Source organism: Burkholderia sp. B21-005 (genome assembly GCF_020843965.1).
Classification (GTDB): domain Bacteria; phylum Pseudomonadota; class Gammaproteobacteria; order Burkholderiales; family Burkholderiaceae; genus Burkholderia; species Burkholderia ambifaria.
Genome location: NZ_CP086302.1, coordinates 2,169,320 through 2,184,680, shown reverse-complemented (window position 1 = coordinate 2,184,680; position 15,361 = coordinate 2,169,320). Strand labels below are relative to the sequence as shown.

Below are 15,361 nucleotides of genomic sequence, written 5' to 3'. Positions count from 1 at the left end.
CGGGCCCGGCTCTCGCGCGCCCGGCATGCCGGGCGCACGGGAGCCGCCGGGTCCGCTGCGCGACGCACGTCGCAAGTTTGACGGGTGTTGGTCCCATCCCCGAGGCCAACACCTCTTTTTGCCTGACGAGGGTACAAGGAGGCCTCAATCATGAGGATCTTTTTGATCGCTCTGCTGCTGTACGGCACGCAAGCCGCCGCGCAGTCGGTTTTCCAGAATCCTGCGGTGTTTGTCATCCTGAGCGAGCAGAACCTCGCGAACGCCGCGAGCGTTCAGCAGGCGCTGACGACGCTCGGCCGCCCGGACAACACCGGATGCGTGCCGATGATGATGGTCGGCGACCCGCAGATGATTTACATGATGCCGGAGGAAGGGCACGCACCGTCGTGGCAATCGCCGGTGTACGGCCGCGGCGCGCCGTTCGAAGCGCAAAGCGGGCCGGTCCCGACCGGCAAGACGGTCGGCGCGATGCAGCACGCCGAGGACATGCGGACGCAGCCGTGGAACGACAGCAGCGCGATCACGCAGAAGATCGCGGGCGAATCGAACCTGTCCGCGTCGGCGCAGGTCAGCGACTGGCAACGCAACGGGCTGAACACGATCGAGACGGCGTCCGCGACGGAGGTGACGGTCAACGGCAGGACCTACCGCACCTATCGCGAAGACCTCAACCAGGCCGCGCGACCCGCCGTCGAACCGCAGATCTACACGCAGCGCGTCGTGTTCTGCCGATAACGAACTTTCCCGAGCGGACACGCCGGCAGCGCGGCGCGCGGGCAGGAAGGCCTGCCACGCACCGATTCGCGCCGCGCTCCGCCAGACAACCCTAAGCGGCGAGGCCATCGTGAACCATTACTGCCCGATCACACTGTCAGGCCCGCAGGAGGGCGAACGGGCCGCATGCATGCCGCCGTTCGTCGCGTTCCGGCGTCCCCATACCGTGCTGTCGCGCCCGCTCGTGTATCTGTCGCAGCATCCCGATGCGGGGCTCATCGCCTGTCTCGCATCGCGCGGCTGGAACGTGTGGCGTGCGAAATCCGTTGCGGACGCACTCAATCTCGTCAAGGCGAACCGCCTGCACGCGGGCATCGTCGATTTCGACGACTTCGCGCCCCCCGACGTCGCGTCGTTCGAGGCGCTGCTGCGCGATCCGCGTATCGGCTGGGTCGCGCTCGCCGACGACGAGCGGCTGCGCGACGCCACCGTCGCGCGCATGATTCGCCAGTGCTGCTTCGACTATGTGTGCAATGCGACGGCCTGCACGACGATCGGCTATCTCGTCGGCCATGCGTACGGGATGCTGAAACTGGTGGAAAGCGAACCGGCCGTCGATGCCGCGCCGCCCGGCGGTGCGATGATCGGCGCATGCGGCGCGATGCGCCGCCTGTTCGCGACGATCCGCAAGGTCGCGAACACCGAGGCCGCCGTGTTCATCGCCGGCGAATCCGGGACCGGCAAGGAGTTGACAGCGGCGGCGATCCACCAGCATTCGTCGCGCGCCGACGCGCCGTTCGTCGCCGTGAATTGCGCGGCCATCCCGCCGACGCTGCTGCAGGCCGAGCTGTTCGGCCATGAACGCGGCGCGTTCACCGGCGCGCACCAGCGCAAGATCGGCCGCATTGAGGCCGCGCACGGCGGCACGCTGTTTCTCGACGAAATCGGCGACATGCCGTTCGAGAGCCAGGCGAGCCTGCTGCGGTTCCTGCAGGAGGGCAAGATCGAGCGGCTCGGCGGGCGCGTGTCGATTGCGGTGGACGTGCGGATCGTGTCCGCGACGCATGTCGATCTGGAGGCCGCGATGCAGGCGGGGCGGTTCCGTGCGGACCTGTATTACCGCCTGTGCGTGCTGCGTATCGACGAACCGCCGCTGCGCGCGCGCGGCCGCGACATCATGCTGCTCGCCGACCACGTGCTGCGGCGCTATCGCGACGACGGCTCGCACCGGATCCGCGGCTTCATGCCGTGCGCGATCGAGGCGATCCACAACTATGCGTGGCCGGGCAACGTGCGCGAACTGATCAACCGGATCCGCTTCGCGGTCGTGATGACGAACGGCCCGCTGATCTCGGCCGTCGATCTCGAACTGAGCCAGTACACGTCGCACCGGCCGCCGACGCTCGCCGAAGCGCGCCGGCAGGCCGAGCGCCAGACGATCGAGGAAACGCTGTTGCGGCATCGGCACCAGCACGCCGACGTCGCGGCGGAACTCGGGATTTCGCGCGCGACGCTGTACCGCCTGATGATCGCGCACGGCCTGCACGGCTGATGCCGGTTACGCCCGCGCGGCGCGGCGTCGCGCGGCCGCCGGCCCGCCCGCCGGCTCGCCAGCCCGCCCGCTAGCCCGCCAGCCCGTGGCCCGTGGCCCGTGGCGTCAGGCCGGCCGTTCGAAGCCCGATTCGACCCAGCGCGCGGCGCTGGCCTTGTTGAGCTTGAACCCGGCGGACACCTTCGCGTCGGCCAGCAGCTCACCGTACGGGTCGAACGCTTTCAATTGCGCATACGGCTCGAACTCGTCCGGCACGATGTCGAGCGTCACCGACACATCCTGCCCGTCGTCGCCCTGGACCGTCACTTCCTTGTGCAGCATCGCGCGGCGCTGCTGCTCGTGACGCATCAGCACCTCGGTCGCGGTCTTTACCAGCGTGCGGAACGCGTTCGCGTCCATCGGCTTCGGGTTCTTCTTGTCGCGGCCCATCGTCCACGGGCCGACCAGCGCGGGCTCGGCTTCGCCGTCCTTGATCATCTCGACGGCCCAGCCGTCGTCGTCCTCGTTCTTGATGATGCGGGCGGTCCAGCCGTTGTCGTGCCAGAGGCCGTCCTGGTGGATGGTGGTGTCGTCGGATTGCAGATCGGATTCGGTCATGGAGGAAGCGCGGCGAACGGGCGGGGCGCGCGGCCGGGAGCGGCGCGCTGCCCACGGCCGGTCGCCCGGAGTGGCATGCAAAGGCCGCAATTTTACCCCGCGGGCCGTCCGTGCGGCCCGCGCCGCCCGCAATGTCGGCCATCCGGCCGACTCAGGCAGCCGCCGAATGGTCGGACCGGCGCAAATATCAAACTCGTATTACGTTCCCGCAGGCCAATCTATACACCGTCCGATATCCCGGCCGCGCGCCGCTTCCTAGAATAACGTTCGGGATAAAAATATCTCGAACGTCATTCAACGCCGATCCGGCCGCGCACGCATTCCGCGCCGCGCGGCCCGGCGAACCTTCTGGAAACTGCGCATGGGGAAATTCAGTATTCGCACTGTTTTCGCGTACGACTGGCCGCTGACGCTCGCGGGCATGGAGCACATTGCCGGCGATGCGTGCGCGATCGATCTCGTCGGCGTCTCCCGGACCCCGGGCGAACTGGTCGACGCGCTCGGCCGCATCGACTGCGACATCGTGCTGGTCGACTATGCGATCGGCCAGGACGCGCAGATGGACGGCCTCGCGCTGTTCGACTGGCTACGCCGCTCGCGCCCGAACGTCGGCATCGTCGCGCTGGTCGGGAACGAGAATCCGGTGATCTTCCGCTCGATCCTCGCGCGAGGCGGCGCGAGCCTCGTCAGCAAGTTCGACGACGTCGGCCACATCGTCACCGCGATCCATTCGAGCTACAGCGGCGGGCGCTACCTGTCGCCGCTCGTCCGGCGCGCGCTCGAGGCGCTCGCCGAACACGACCAGCCGCCGGTGAAGCTGTCGACGCGCGAAATCGAGGTGATTCGCCTCTATCTGGCCGGCGTGCCGATCAAGACGATCGCGCAGCGGCTGAACAAGGGGAAGCAGACGGTCAGCGCGCAGAAGATCAGCGCGATGAAGAAACTCGGCGTGACCAACGACATCGAGCTGGTCCAGCGGGCGGCCGGGCTCGGGTTCGGCGGCGCCGGGAGCGTGAGCCAGCCGGTCGGCGCGGGGTAGGCGCGAGAGCAGCGCGGGCCGGGCAGGGCCGGTACCGCGCGGCGCCGGCCCGTCAGGGGGAATCCGCCGGGATCGGCGGAATCGATGGAATCGATGTCAGGCCGGCAATGCGAATCGCGTGACCGCGTCGCGCAGCGCTTCGGCCTGGTCGCGCAGCGAATGCGCGGCCGCCGCGGCTTGCTCGACGAGCGCCGCGTTCTGCTGCGTGACCTGATCCATCTCGCCCACCGCCCGGTTGACCTGCTCGATCCCCGCGCTCTGCTCGCGCGACGCATGGCTGATTTCGTCGAGGATTTCGTTCACGCGCCGCACCGACTGCACGATCTCGGCCATCGTCTCGCCCGCGTGCGTGACGAGCGTCGCGCCGTGCTCGACGGTTTCGTTCGACGACACGATCAGCGACTTGATCTCCTTCGCGGCCGTCGCCGAGCGTTGCGCGAGAGAGCGCACCTCGGCGGCGACCACCGCGAAGCCGCGGCCCTGTTCCCCGGCGCGCGCCGCCTCGACGGCCGCATTCAGCGCGAGGATGTTGGTCTGGAACGCGATCCCGTCGATCACGCCGATGATGTCGCCGATCTTGTGCGAGCGGTCGGTGATTTCGTTCATCGTGCGCACGACATTGTCGACCACCTCGCTGCCGCGCGACGCGACCTGCGCGGCCTGGCCGGCGAGCGTCGCGGCCTGGGCGGCGCTGTCCGCGTTCTGCTTCACGTTCGCGGTCATCTGGTCCATGCTCGACGCGGTCTGCACGAGCGCGGCTGCCTGCTCCTCGGTGCGCTGCGACAGGTCGGTGTTGCCCGACGCGATCTCGCTCGCGCCGACGTTGATGTTCTCCGTGCCCATCCGCACGCGCGCCACCATGTCGATCAGCCCGCTCTGCATCGTATGCAGTGCATGCAGCAGGCTGCCGCGGTCGTCATGTTTCACGTTCACGCGCGCGGTCAGGTCGCCCTGTGCGATACGCTGCGCGGCGTCGAGCGCGACCTCGAGCTCGCCGCCGAGGTTCGCGCGCACGCTTTTCAGCACCAGCACCATCACGGCGGTCGCGATCGCGCCGAGCACGGCCGTCATCGCGAGCCAGCGGCCGACGCTCGCGAGCACCGCCGAACGCACGTCGTCCATGTACATGCCGGTCACGAGATACCAGTCCCACGGCGCGAAGCGCTGCACCGCGCTGGTCTTGTCCTGCGGCTTGTCGGCGCCCGGCTTCGGCCACAGATACTCGACGAAGCCCTTGCCGCCTTCCGCGTTGCCGGCCTTCACGATCTCGACGAACAGGTGCTTGCCGTTCGGATCCGCGAAATTCGACACGTCCTTGCCGTTGAGGTCGGTCTTGATCGGATGCATCACGATCACCGGCTTCGAGTCGTTGACCGAGATGTAGCCGTCGGTGCCGTGGCGCATCGCGGCGATCGCCTCGAGCGCCTTCTGCTTCGCGTCAGCTTCGGGCAACGCGTTCTGTTGCGACAGCTTGTAGTAGTGGTCGGTCACGCTCGTGGCCTGCGCGACGAGCGACGCCAGCTGGTCGCGGCGGTCCGTGATCATCGACGCGCGCGTCTGCCATGCGCCGACGCCGGCGATCACGAGCAGGCCGAGCCACAGGATGACGATCATCGAGGCGAGTTTCTGGTTCAGGGAAAGGGTGCGCATGAGTAGTGAGGTCGGTCGGTCGAACAAGCGCGCCGGAACGGCGTGACGGGATAAGTCTTTGACGGCACGCCACGCGCATGACCGTAGGCGGGAAATCCCTTAGAAACGGCAGCCGCTCGATACCAGCGAGCGCGGTGCGGTCATCTATGCATATACATATTTTCCGTCGCTATACTGTCGGGCGATGACGGTTGCGTGTCATGCCCGGATAGTCGGGCGGGGCGGCGGCGTCGAACGAACCTGAAAGGAGGCAACGATGCGAATTCTGGTGGTGGGGGCCGGCGCGGTCGGCGGATACTTCGGCGGCCGGCTCGCGGCGGCGGGGCGCGACGTGACGTTCCTGGTGCGCGACGGCCGCGCGGCCGCGCTCGCGCGCGACGGGCTCCTGATCCGCAGCCCGCGCGGCGACCTGACGCTCGCGAACGTGCAGACGGTGCGCGCGGGCGATGCGGCCGCGCCGTTCGACCTGGTGCTGCTGAGCTGCAAGGCCTACAGCCTCGACGATGCGATCGCGTCGTTCGCGCCGTTCGTCGGGCCGTCGACGCTGATCCTGCCGATGCTCAACGGGATGCGCCATCTCGACGTGCTGCGCGACCGGTTCGGCGCCGCGCAGGTGCTGGGCGGCCTGTGCGTGATCGCGGCGACGCTCGATCGCGAGCAGCGGATCGTGCATCTGAACGATACGCACGGGCTGTCGTTCGGCGAACTCGCCGGCGGCGAATCGGCGCGTGTGCGCGCGGTGGCCGACGTGCTCGGCGGCGCGGGCTTCGATGCGACGCTCAGCGACGACATCGCCGCACGGATGTGGGACAAGTGGGTGTTCCTCGCGACGCTCGCGGCGAGCACGTCGCTGTTTCGCGGCTCGGTCGGCGACATTCTCGCCGCGCCGGACGGCCGCCGTCTGCTCGAGACGATGCTCGACGAATGCAGCGCGATCGCCGCGCACAACGGTTACCGGCCCGATCCGGCCGCGATCGAGCGGATGCAGCGGATGGTGCTCACGCCATCGCCGCTGACCGCGTCGATGCTGCGCGATGTCGAGAACCACGCGCGGGTCGAAGCCGATCACGTGATCGGCGACCTGCTCGCGCGCCGCGACCCGCAGGTGGCGGATGCGTTGTCGCTGCTGCGCATCGCCTACAACCACCTGAAGACCTACGAGGTGCGCGTCGCACGGGAAAGCGCGGCTGCGTCGTCGCGGTAGCCGTCAGCGTCGAGCCGCGTTGCCGGATACGCACGGCGGCCGTTCGTTGCCGCCGCCGGCCGGCGCGCATTCCGCGCTGCACAATTTTGCTATCCGGCGTCGTTTCCACCCGCAAACCGCAAAAAAGTATCGAAAATCAGGCGTAAAGTTGGTGGAGCCGCGCGCGCGATCGACCTACATTGCTTTCCATGCGACCGGTCGCCACGCAGAACGGCCCGGCCAGCGACACATGGGAATGGAGACGCCAGGATGATGCACCCCGATCTGGAAGTGGTCGAAGTGCGACGCGACGAGTCGTTCAAGGTCTGGTCGCACGGCTATCCGTATCGCACGATCCGCTGGCATTTTCATCCCGAATTCGAACTGCACCTGATCGTCGCGACGCGCGGCAAGTATTTCGTCGGCGACCATATCGGCTCGTTCGGCCCGGGCCATCTCGTGCTGCTCGGCCCGAACCTGCCGCACAACTGGGTCAGCGACATGGCGGAAGGCGAAACCGTCGAGCGCCGCAACCTGGTGATCCAGTTCGATCCGTCGTTCGTGCGCCGCTGCATGGACGCGTTTCCCGAATGCCGCGAGGCGCAGGCGCTGCTCGACGACGCGCGGCGCGGCGTCGGCTTCGATGACGACACGAGCGCGGCGATCGCGCCGCTGTTCGACGAGCTGCTGGGTGCGCGCGGCATGCGCCGCATCGCGCTGTTCATGACGATCCTCGAGCGGCTGTGCGGCGCGGCGGAACGCACGCTGCTCGCGAGCCCCGCCTACGACCAGGCGCACGTGACGCCCACGCGGCTCAGCCATGCGCTGTCGTACATCGGCAAGAACCTCGCGTCGGAGCTGCGCGAATCGGAGCTCGCGCAGCTGACCGGGCAGAGCGTCAGCGCGTTCTCGCGCGCGTTCCACCGTCATACGGGTTTGCCGTTCGTCCAGTACGTGAACCGCCTGCGCATCGAATCCGCATGCCAGATGCTGCTCGCCGACGACGCGAACATCACCGACATCTGCTTCCAGGCCGGCTTCAACAACGTGTCCAACTTCAACCGCCAGTTCCGCGCGGTGAAGGGGATGGCGCCGTCCGAGTTTCGCGCACTCCAGCGCCTGAACGCGCGCAGCCGGGAACTCGCGCTGCACGCGGCGCCCACCGGCAACCCGATGCCGCCGCGCGTGGTCACGCCCGGCGCGCCCGGGCTCGTACCGCAGCCCGGATGATCGCAGGGCGCTCGCCCGACCTTTCCTTGCCGTTTTACCCAGCCGATCGCGCCGTTCGCGTCGCGAGGGGCTCGCTTACCCACGAAAAAGCCGCACACACAACCGGAGACACCGTCATGACGCACGCATCGCCCATCGCATCGCCCGCTTCCTCCCCGCGCCGCGGCGCCCGCCTCGCGGCCGTTGCCACGCTTGCCGTCGCGGCCATGCTGCCGGCCGTCGCGCACGCCGCGCCGCTGCGCATCGGCATGACGTTCCAGGAGCTGAACAACCCGTATTTCGTGACGATGCAGAAGGCGCTGAACGATGCGGCCGCGTCGATCGGCGCGCAGGTCGTCGTCACCGACGCGCATCACGACGTCAGCAAGCAGGTCAGCGACGTCGAGGACATGCTGCAGAAGAAGATCGACATCCTGCTCGTGAACCCGACCGACTCGACCGGCATCCAGTCCGCGATCACGCAGGCGAAGAAGGCCGGCGCGGTGGTCGTGGCCGTCGATGCGAACGCGAACGGCCCGGTCGATTCGTTCGTCGGCTCGAAGAACTACGACGCCGGCGTGATGTCGTGCGAATACCTCGCGAAGGCGATCGGCGGCAGCGGCGAGGTGGCGATCCTCGACGGCATTCCGGTCGTGCCGATTCTCGAACGCGTGCGCGGCTGCAAGGCCGGGCTCGCCAAATTCCCGAACGTGAAGCTGGTCGACACGCAGAACGGCAAGCAGGAGCGGGCGACCGCGCTGTCGGTGACCGAAAACATGATCTCCGCGCATCCGAACCTGAAGGGCATCTTCAGCGTGAACGACGGCGGCTCGATGGGCGCGCTGGCCGCGATCGAGGGTTCCGGCAAGGACATCAAGCTGACGAGCGTCGACGGCGCGCCCGAGGCGATCGCGGCGATCCAGAAGCCGAACTCGAAGTTCATCGAGACGACCGCGCAGTTTCCGGCCGACCAGGTGCGCATCGCGCTCGGCATCGCGATCGCGCGCAAGTGGGGCGCGACGGTGCCGAAGGCGATTCCGGTCGACGTGAAGGTCGTCGATCGCGGCAACGCGAAGGGGTTCAGCTGGTGAGCGACGTGCGACGTGACGCGAAGGGTGGCGGCGCGGCCGGCGCCTTTCGTACGGAGAAGCCGATGGACACGATACTGAAGCTTGGCCACATCACGAAAAGCTTTCCGGGCGTGAAGGCGCTGTCGGATATTCACCTCGAGATCGCGCGCGGCGAGATTCACGCGCTGCTCGGCGAGAACGGCGCCGGCAAGTCGACGCTGATGAAGATCCTCTGCGGGATCCATCAACCGGACGCGGGCACGATCGAGATCGACGGCACCGCGCGGCATTTCGCGAATTATCACGACGCGGTCGCGGCCGGTGTCGGCATCGTGTTCCAGGAATTCAGCCTGATTCCGCACCTCGATGCCGTCGACAACCTGTTCCTCGGCCGTGAGCTGCGCACTCGCTGGGGCGTGCGCGACCGCGCGCGGATGCGCCGCGCGGCGGCCGGCATCTTCGCGCGGCTCGGCGTGTCGATCGATCTCGATGCACCGCTGCGCACGCTGTCGGTCGCGCAGCAGCAATTCGTCGAGATCGGCAAGGCGCTGTCGCTCGATGCGCGCATCCTGATCCTCGACGAGCCGACCGCCACGCTCACGCCGGCCGAGGCCGAACACCTGTTCGCGATCATGCGCGAGCTGAAGCGGCAGGGTGTCGCGATGATCTTCATCTCGCATCATCTCGACGAAATCTTCGCCGTGTGCGATCGCATCACGGTGTTGCGCGATGGCCAGTATGTCGCGACGACCGACGTCGCGCGCACGGACGTCGAGCAGTTGGTGCGGATGATGGTCGGGCGGCGCATCGAGAGCAGCTTTCCGCCGAAGCCGATGCGGCCTGCCGATGCGCCGGCCGTGCTCGAAGTCGACGCGCTGCAGATCGAACGCGACGGCCCGGTGAACCGCTTCGCGCTGCATGCGGGCGAGATCCTCGGTTTCGCCGGCCTCGTCGGCTCGGGCCGCACCGAGACCGCGCTCGCGGTGATCGGTGCGACGCGCGCGCATCGCAAGACGGTGCGCGTGCGCGGCACGCCGGCGAAGCTTGCCGATCCGGCCGACGCGCTGCGTGCGGGCATCGGCCTCCTGCCGGAAAGCCGCAAGACGGAAGGGCTCGTCACGTCGTTTTCGATCCGCGACAACATCTCGTTGAACAACCTCGGCAAGTACCGGTCGATGCGCTGGCTGATCGACCGCCGCGGCGAGGCCCGCACGACGCGCGACGTGATGCGGCGCGTCGGCGTGAAGGCGCCGTCGATCCATACCGAGGTGGCCACGCTGTCCGGCGGCAACCAGCAGAAGGTCGTGATCGCGCGCTGGCTGAACCATCACGCGAGCGTGCTGATCTTCGACGAGCCGACGCGCGGCATCGACGTCGGCGCCAAAGCGGAAATCTACGGGCTGATGCGCGAACTCACCGCGCGCGGCTACGCCATCATCATGATCTCGTCCGAACTGCCGGAGATCGTCGGCATGTGCGATCGCGTCGCCGTGTTCCGGCAGGGCCGCATCGAGGCGACGCTCGCAGGCGACGAGATCGATCCCGACACGGTCATGACCCATGCCACGGCCGGCACGCGAGGAGCGACCCATGAACCTGCCTGAATCTTCTTCCACGCCTTCCACGACGCTTGCGGCGGCTGCCGGAAACGGCGAGGCGCCGCCGCCGCGCGCGATGTGGACGCAGTTGCGGCGCTCGACGCTGTTTTATCCGCTCGTCGGCCTCGTCGTCGTGTGCATCGCGATGATGATCGCGAGCCCGAGCTTCCTGTCCGCCGCGAACCTCGAGAACGTGCTGCGCCAGGTCTCGATCAACGCGATCATCGCGGTCGGCATGACCTGCGTGATCCTCACCGGCGGGATCGACCTGTCGGTCGGCTCGGTGATGGCGTTGTCCGGGACGCTCGCGGCCGGGCTGATGGTGGCGGGCATGAATGCGGTCGCCGCGCTCGCGATCGGTATCGCGGTGGGCTTCGGGTTCGGCTTCCTGAACGGCGTGTTCGTCGCGTTCGCGGGGATGCCGCCGATCATCGTCACGCTCGCGACGATGGGCATCGCGCGCGGCCTCGCGCTCATCTATACGGGCGGCTATCCGATCGACGGGCTGCCCGACTGGGTCGCATTCTTCGGCAGCGGCAAGGTGCTCGGTATCCAGGCGCCCGTGCTGATCATGCTGATCGTCTATGCGATCGCGTGGCTGCTGCTCGATCGCATGCCATTCGGCCGCTATGTGTATGCGATCGGCGGCAACGAGCAGGCGACGCGGCTGACCGGCGTGCGCGTCGCGCGCGTAAAGCTGATCGTCTATACGCTGGCCGGGCTCACGTCGGCGCTCGCCGCGATCGTGCTGACCGGACGCCTGATGAGCGGACAGCCGAACGCCGGCGTGGGCTTCGAGCTCGATGCGATCGCGGCCGTCGTGATGGGCGGCACGTCGATCTCCGGCGGGCGCGGCGCGATTCTCGGCACGCTGGTCGGCGCGCTGCTGCTCGGCGTGCTCAACAACGGACTGAACATGATCGGCGTGAACCCGTATGTGCAGAACGTGATCAAGGGCGGAATCATCCTGCTCGCGATCTACATCAGCCGCGAACGATCGCGGTAACCGGCTATTCATCAGAAATCCGAATCATTAACGGAAGAGACAACTCATGACGACACCCGAAGCCCAGCCGCGCATGACCGCGGTGGTTTGCCACGGCCCCGAGGATTACCGCGTCGAACAGGTCGCGAAGCCGCGCGCGGGCACGAACGAACTCGTGATCCGGATCGCCGCGTGCGGGATCTGCGCGAGCGACTGCAAGTGCTATACCGGCGCGAAGATGTTCTGGGGCGGCCCGAATCCGTGGGTGAAGGCGCCCGTGATTCCCGGTCATGAATTCTTCGGCTACGTGGAAGCGCTCGGCGACGGCGCGGCCGCGCATTTCGGCGTCGCGCCGGGCGACCGCGTGATCGCCGAGCAGATCGTGCCGTGCGGCAAGTGCCGCTACTGCAAGTCGGGCCAGTACTGGATGTGCGAGGTGCACAACATCTTCGGTTTCCAGCGCGAAGTTGCCGACGGCGGGATGGCCGAGTACATGCGCATTCCACCGACCGCGATCGTCCACAAGATTCCACTCGGCGTGTCGCTTGAAGATGCCGCGATCATCGAGCCGCTGTCGTGCGCGATCCATACCGTGAACCGCGGCGACCTCCAGCTCGACGATGTCGTCGTGATTGCCGGCGCAGGCCCGCTCGGGCTGATGATGACGCAGGTCGCGCACCTGAAGACGCCGAAGAAGCTCGTCGTAATCGACCTGCTCGACGAGCGGCTCGACCTCGCGCGGCAATACGGCGCCGACGTAACGATCAACCCGACGCGCGACGATGCGCGCGAGATCGTCCGCGCGCTGACCGATGGCTACGGCTGCGACGTGTACATCGAGACGACCGGTGCGCCGGTCGGCGTGAACCAGGGGCTGGAGTTGATCCGCAAGCTCGGCCGCTTCGTCGAATTCAGCGTGTTCGGCGAGGACACGACCGTCGACTGGTCGATCATCGGCGATCGCAAGGAGCTCGACGTGCGCGGCGCACACCTGGGGCCATACTGTTATCCGATCGCGATCGACCTGCTCGCGCGCGGGCTCGTCACGTCGAAGGGCATCGTCACGCACGGCTTCGCGCTGGAGGACTGGGACGACGCGATCCGCGTCGCGAAATCGCCCGACTCGATCAAGGTGCTGCTGAAGCCGGCCCGTTGAAGGCCGGCGCGCGCCTCACCGGAGACATCATGGAATACGTCATAGGCGTCGACATCGGCACGCAAAGCACCAAGGCGCTGCTCGTCGACCGGCACGGCACGATCGTCGCGCGGCGCTCGGCCGGCTACCAGCCCGATACGCCGCGCCCGCTGTGGGCCGAGCAGTGGCCGCAGGTGTGGTTCGACGCAGTGCTCGACTGCATCGCGGGCTGCGTGAGCGACGCGCGTGCGCACGGCGTGCCGGCCGATGCGATCCGCGCGGTGTGCGTGAGCAGCCTGTACGGCGGCTCCGGCATTCCGGTCGACAGCGACATGCGGCCGCTCCATCCGTGCCTGATCTGGATGGACCGGCGCGCGACCGCGGAAGTCGACTGGGTGAACGCCAACGTGAACGTCGAGCGGCTGCGCGTGATCACGGGCAACGGCATCGACAGCTACTACGGGTTCACCAAGATGCTGTGGCTGCGCGAACAGCGCCCGGACGTGTGGGCGAACGTGCGCTACTTCCTGCCGCCGAATGCCTACGTGATCTACCTGCTGACCGGCGAGGTCGCGGTCGATCACAGTTCGGCCGGCAACATCGGCGGCGTGTATGACGTCGCGCGCCGCGAGTGGTCCGACGACGCGCTCGACATGCTCGGCATCCCGGCGACGATGATGCCCGAGCGGCTTGTCCAGTCGACTGATATCGTCGGCGGGCTGCTGTCGCAATGGACGGAGCAGCTCGGCTTGCCGGCCGGCACGCCGGTCGTCGCGGGCGGTGTCGACGCGGCCGTCGCGACCTTCGCGGCCGGCGCGACGCGCGGCGGGCAGCATGTCGCGATGATCGGTACGAGCATGTGCTGGGGCTACGTGAACCAGCACGTCGATGCGCGGCACGGGCTCGTCAGCATGCCGCACGTGTTCAACGGGCAGCGCGACCTCTACGTGTTCGGTGGCGCGATCACGGCCGGCGCGTCGGTCGCGTGGTTTCGCGACCAGTTCTGTCATGCGGAGATCGATGCGGCGAGGTTGCTGCCGCACGGCGATCCGCACGTGCTGCTGGAGGAAGCGGCCGAGCGCGTGCCGCCCGGCGCGGACGGCGTGCTGTTCCTGCCGTACCTGATGGGCGAACGCAGCCCCGTTTGGGATGCGCAGGCGAGCGGCGCGTTCGTCGGGCTGAGTCTCGCGCATACGCGTGCGCACCTGTATCGCGCCGTGCTCGAAGGTGTCGCGTTCGCCCTGCGGCACAACATCGAGGCCGGCCGGCGCGGCACGGTGGCGCTGGACGACCGGTTGATCGTCGTCGGCGGGGCCGCACATTCGGCGCTGTGGATGCAGATCATCGCGGACGTGACGGGTTTTCCGGTATGGACGATCGAGCAGGACGTCGAAGCCGCGATGGGTGCCGCGCTGCTTGCGGCCGTCGGTGCGGGGCTCGTGACGCACGACGACGCGCAGGGCGGCTGGGTCACGCTCGTCGAACGCGCGCGGCCCGATGCCGGGCGCGCGAATGCGTATGCGGCGCGCTTCGCGCTCTATACGGCGCTGTATCCGGCACTCAAACCGATCATGCACGAACTGCGCACGTCATCATGAAGACGCGATTCGATTTCAGCGGTTCAAGGGTGCTCGTCACCGGTGCGTCGAGCGGGATCGGGCGCGCATGCGCGGTTGCGCTGGCGCATGCCGGCGCACGGGTCGTCGCGGCGGGGCGCGATGCGGCCGCGCTCGACGTGCTGGCCGGCGAAATTGCCTGCGATACCTTGCGCGTCGATATCGGCGGCGATGAACAGGTGATCGATGCGGCGCTTGCCGCGCACGACGCGTTCGATGCGCTCGTCAATTGCGCTGGCATTGCGTCGCTCGAGCCGGCGCTCGAGGTCAGCGCCGAGCACTTCGATCGCGTGATGGCCGTCAATGCGCGTGGCGCTGCGCTCGTCGCACGGGCCGTCGCGCGGAAGATGATCGCGCGTGACGGGCGTGGCGCCGTGTGTGCCCGGGGCAGCATCGTCAACGTATCGAGCCAGGCCGCGCTGGTCGGCTTGCCCGCGCATCTGAGCTATTGCGCGTCGAAGGCGGCGCTCGACGCGATCACCCGCGTGCTGTGCATCGAACTTGGCGCGCACGGGATTCGTGTGAACAGCGTGAACCCCACCGTCACGCTCACGCCGATGGCGCAATTCGCATGGAGCGAACCGGAAAAGCGCGCGCCGATGCTCGCGGCGATTCCGCTCGGGCGCTTCGCGGAGCCGGACGAGGTGGTCGAGCCGATCCTGTTCCTGCTGAGCGACGCGGCGTCGATGATCAGCGGGGTCTCACTGGCGATCGATGGTGGGTATACGGCGCGGTAGCAGGCGCTTGGGCGACGATGGGCGACAGAGGGTTGCCGTTCGGCGTCGCGCGTCTTCGCACGTCGTCACGCATGCCGGCGCAGGCCGGATGATGCGACCGGATGCGCTGCTCGGGTCGATGCCGGTTACCGGTTAAACGGGATCCTTGCTTGGCGGCCCGTCGGGCTGCTGCGGGTTGTCGTGCGGATGTCCCGGCGGAGGTGGCGACAGCGGGTCGTCTTCCGGATCGCGGTTCGGATCGGCCGGGGGCTCGGGCATCGGGGTCGTGTGGTCCAT

The 15,361-nt window shown here is 67.9% G+C and carries 14 protein-coding genes; 11 read left to right on the top strand and 3 right to left on the bottom strand.

Annotated features, from left to right (window positions below):
* Positions 1-150 precede the first annotated feature (150 nt).
* Together LMA02_RS26300 and LMA02_RS26295 are read left to right on the top strand one after the other, a co-directional pair.
* On the top strand, positions 151-735 hold the full coding sequence (locus LMA02_RS26300) for a hypothetical protein (RefSeq protein ID WP_228908134.1): 585 nt from the start codon (positions 151-153) through the stop codon (positions 733-735).
* Positions 736-904: 169 nt separating this feature from the next.
* Entirely contained in the window at positions 905-2,266 is a 1,362-nt protein-coding gene (locus LMA02_RS26295) for a sigma 54-interacting transcriptional regulator (protein WP_416378695.1), read from the top strand.
* A gap of 105 nt (positions 2,267-2,371) precedes the next feature.
* Here the strand turns inward: LMA02_RS26295 and LMA02_RS26290 are convergent, their stop codons facing one another.
* Positions 2,372-2,863: a hypothetical protein gene (locus LMA02_RS26290; RefSeq protein WP_228908132.1), complete on the bottom strand. Its 492-nt coding sequence runs from the start codon at positions 2,861-2,863 to the stop codon at positions 2,372-2,374.
* A gap of 361 nt (positions 2,864-3,224) precedes the next feature.
* Here LMA02_RS26290 and LMA02_RS26285 point away from each other — a divergent pair, with 361 nt between their 5' ends.
* The gene (locus LMA02_RS26285) at positions 3,225-3,902 is read left to right on the top strand and encodes a response regulator transcription factor (RefSeq protein ID WP_228908131.1); all 678 of its coding nucleotides are present in this window, start codon (positions 3,225-3,227) and stop codon (positions 3,900-3,902) included.
* 96 nt (positions 3,903-3,998) lie between these two features.
* Here the strand turns inward: LMA02_RS26285 and LMA02_RS26280 are convergent, their stop codons facing one another.
* Positions 3,999-5,552 (bottom strand): methyl-accepting chemotaxis protein, encoded by a 1,554-nt coding sequence (locus LMA02_RS26280; RefSeq protein WP_228908130.1) that lies wholly within the window; start codon positions 5,550-5,552, stop codon positions 3,999-4,001.
* 256 nt (positions 5,553-5,808) lie between these two features.
* Between LMA02_RS26280 and panE the strand changes: the two genes are divergently transcribed.
* The 8 genes from panE to LMA02_RS26240 all read left to right on the top strand — a co-directional run bounded on the left by panE (position 5,809) and on the right by LMA02_RS26240 (position 15,085).
* The gene (gene panE, locus LMA02_RS26275; RefSeq protein ID WP_228908129.1) at positions 5,809-6,756 is read left to right on the top strand and encodes a 2-dehydropantoate 2-reductase; all 948 of its coding nucleotides are present in this window, start codon (positions 5,809-5,811) and stop codon (positions 6,754-6,756) included.
* A gap of 249 nt (positions 6,757-7,005) precedes the next feature.
* Positions 7,006-7,965 carry an AraC family transcriptional regulator gene (locus LMA02_RS26270; RefSeq protein ID WP_166724787.1) on the top strand — a complete coding sequence of 320 codons (960 nt, stop codon included), beginning with the start codon at positions 7,006-7,008 and terminating at the stop codon, positions 7,963-7,965.
* Between the two features lie 116 nt (positions 7,966-8,081).
* Complete coding sequence (locus LMA02_RS26265) at positions 8,082-9,035, top strand: substrate-binding domain-containing protein (RefSeq protein ID WP_228908128.1); 954 nt, start codon at positions 8,082-8,084, stop codon at positions 9,033-9,035.
* Between the two features lie 62 nt (positions 9,036-9,097).
* Entirely contained in the window at positions 9,098-10,618 is a 1,521-nt protein-coding gene (locus tag LMA02_RS26260) for a sugar ABC transporter ATP-binding protein (protein ID WP_228908127.1), read from the top strand.
* Positions 10,605-11,618, top strand: a complete 1,014-nt coding sequence (locus tag LMA02_RS26255) for an ABC transporter permease (protein ID WP_228908126.1) — start codon at positions 10,605-10,607, stop codon at positions 11,616-11,618. The genes LMA02_RS26260 and LMA02_RS26255 overlap by 14 nt, the downstream gene beginning before the upstream one ends.
* A gap of 46 nt (positions 11,619-11,664) precedes the next feature.
* The gene (locus LMA02_RS26250) at positions 11,665-12,753 is read left to right on the top strand and encodes an alcohol dehydrogenase catalytic domain-containing protein (protein ID WP_228908125.1); all 1,089 of its coding nucleotides are present in this window, start codon (positions 11,665-11,667) and stop codon (positions 12,751-12,753) included.
* A 29-nt stretch (positions 12,754-12,782) separates the two neighbouring features.
* A complete protein-coding gene (locus LMA02_RS26245; RefSeq protein ID WP_228908124.1) occupies positions 12,783-14,330 on the top strand; it encodes an FGGY-family carbohydrate kinase in 1,548 nt (515 codons plus the stop codon).
* Positions 14,327-15,085, top strand: a complete 759-nt coding sequence (locus LMA02_RS26240) for an SDR family oxidoreductase (RefSeq protein ID WP_228908123.1) — start codon at positions 14,327-14,329, stop codon at positions 15,083-15,085. The genes LMA02_RS26245 and LMA02_RS26240 overlap by 4 nt, the downstream gene beginning before the upstream one ends.
* Positions 15,086-15,217: 132 nt before the next feature.
* On the opposite strand, the gene LMA02_RS26235 is transcribed toward LMA02_RS26240, so the two are convergent.
* On the bottom strand, positions 15,218-15,361 hold the full coding sequence (locus LMA02_RS26235) for a hypothetical protein (RefSeq protein WP_006752960.1): 144 nt from the start codon (positions 15,359-15,361) through the stop codon (positions 15,218-15,220).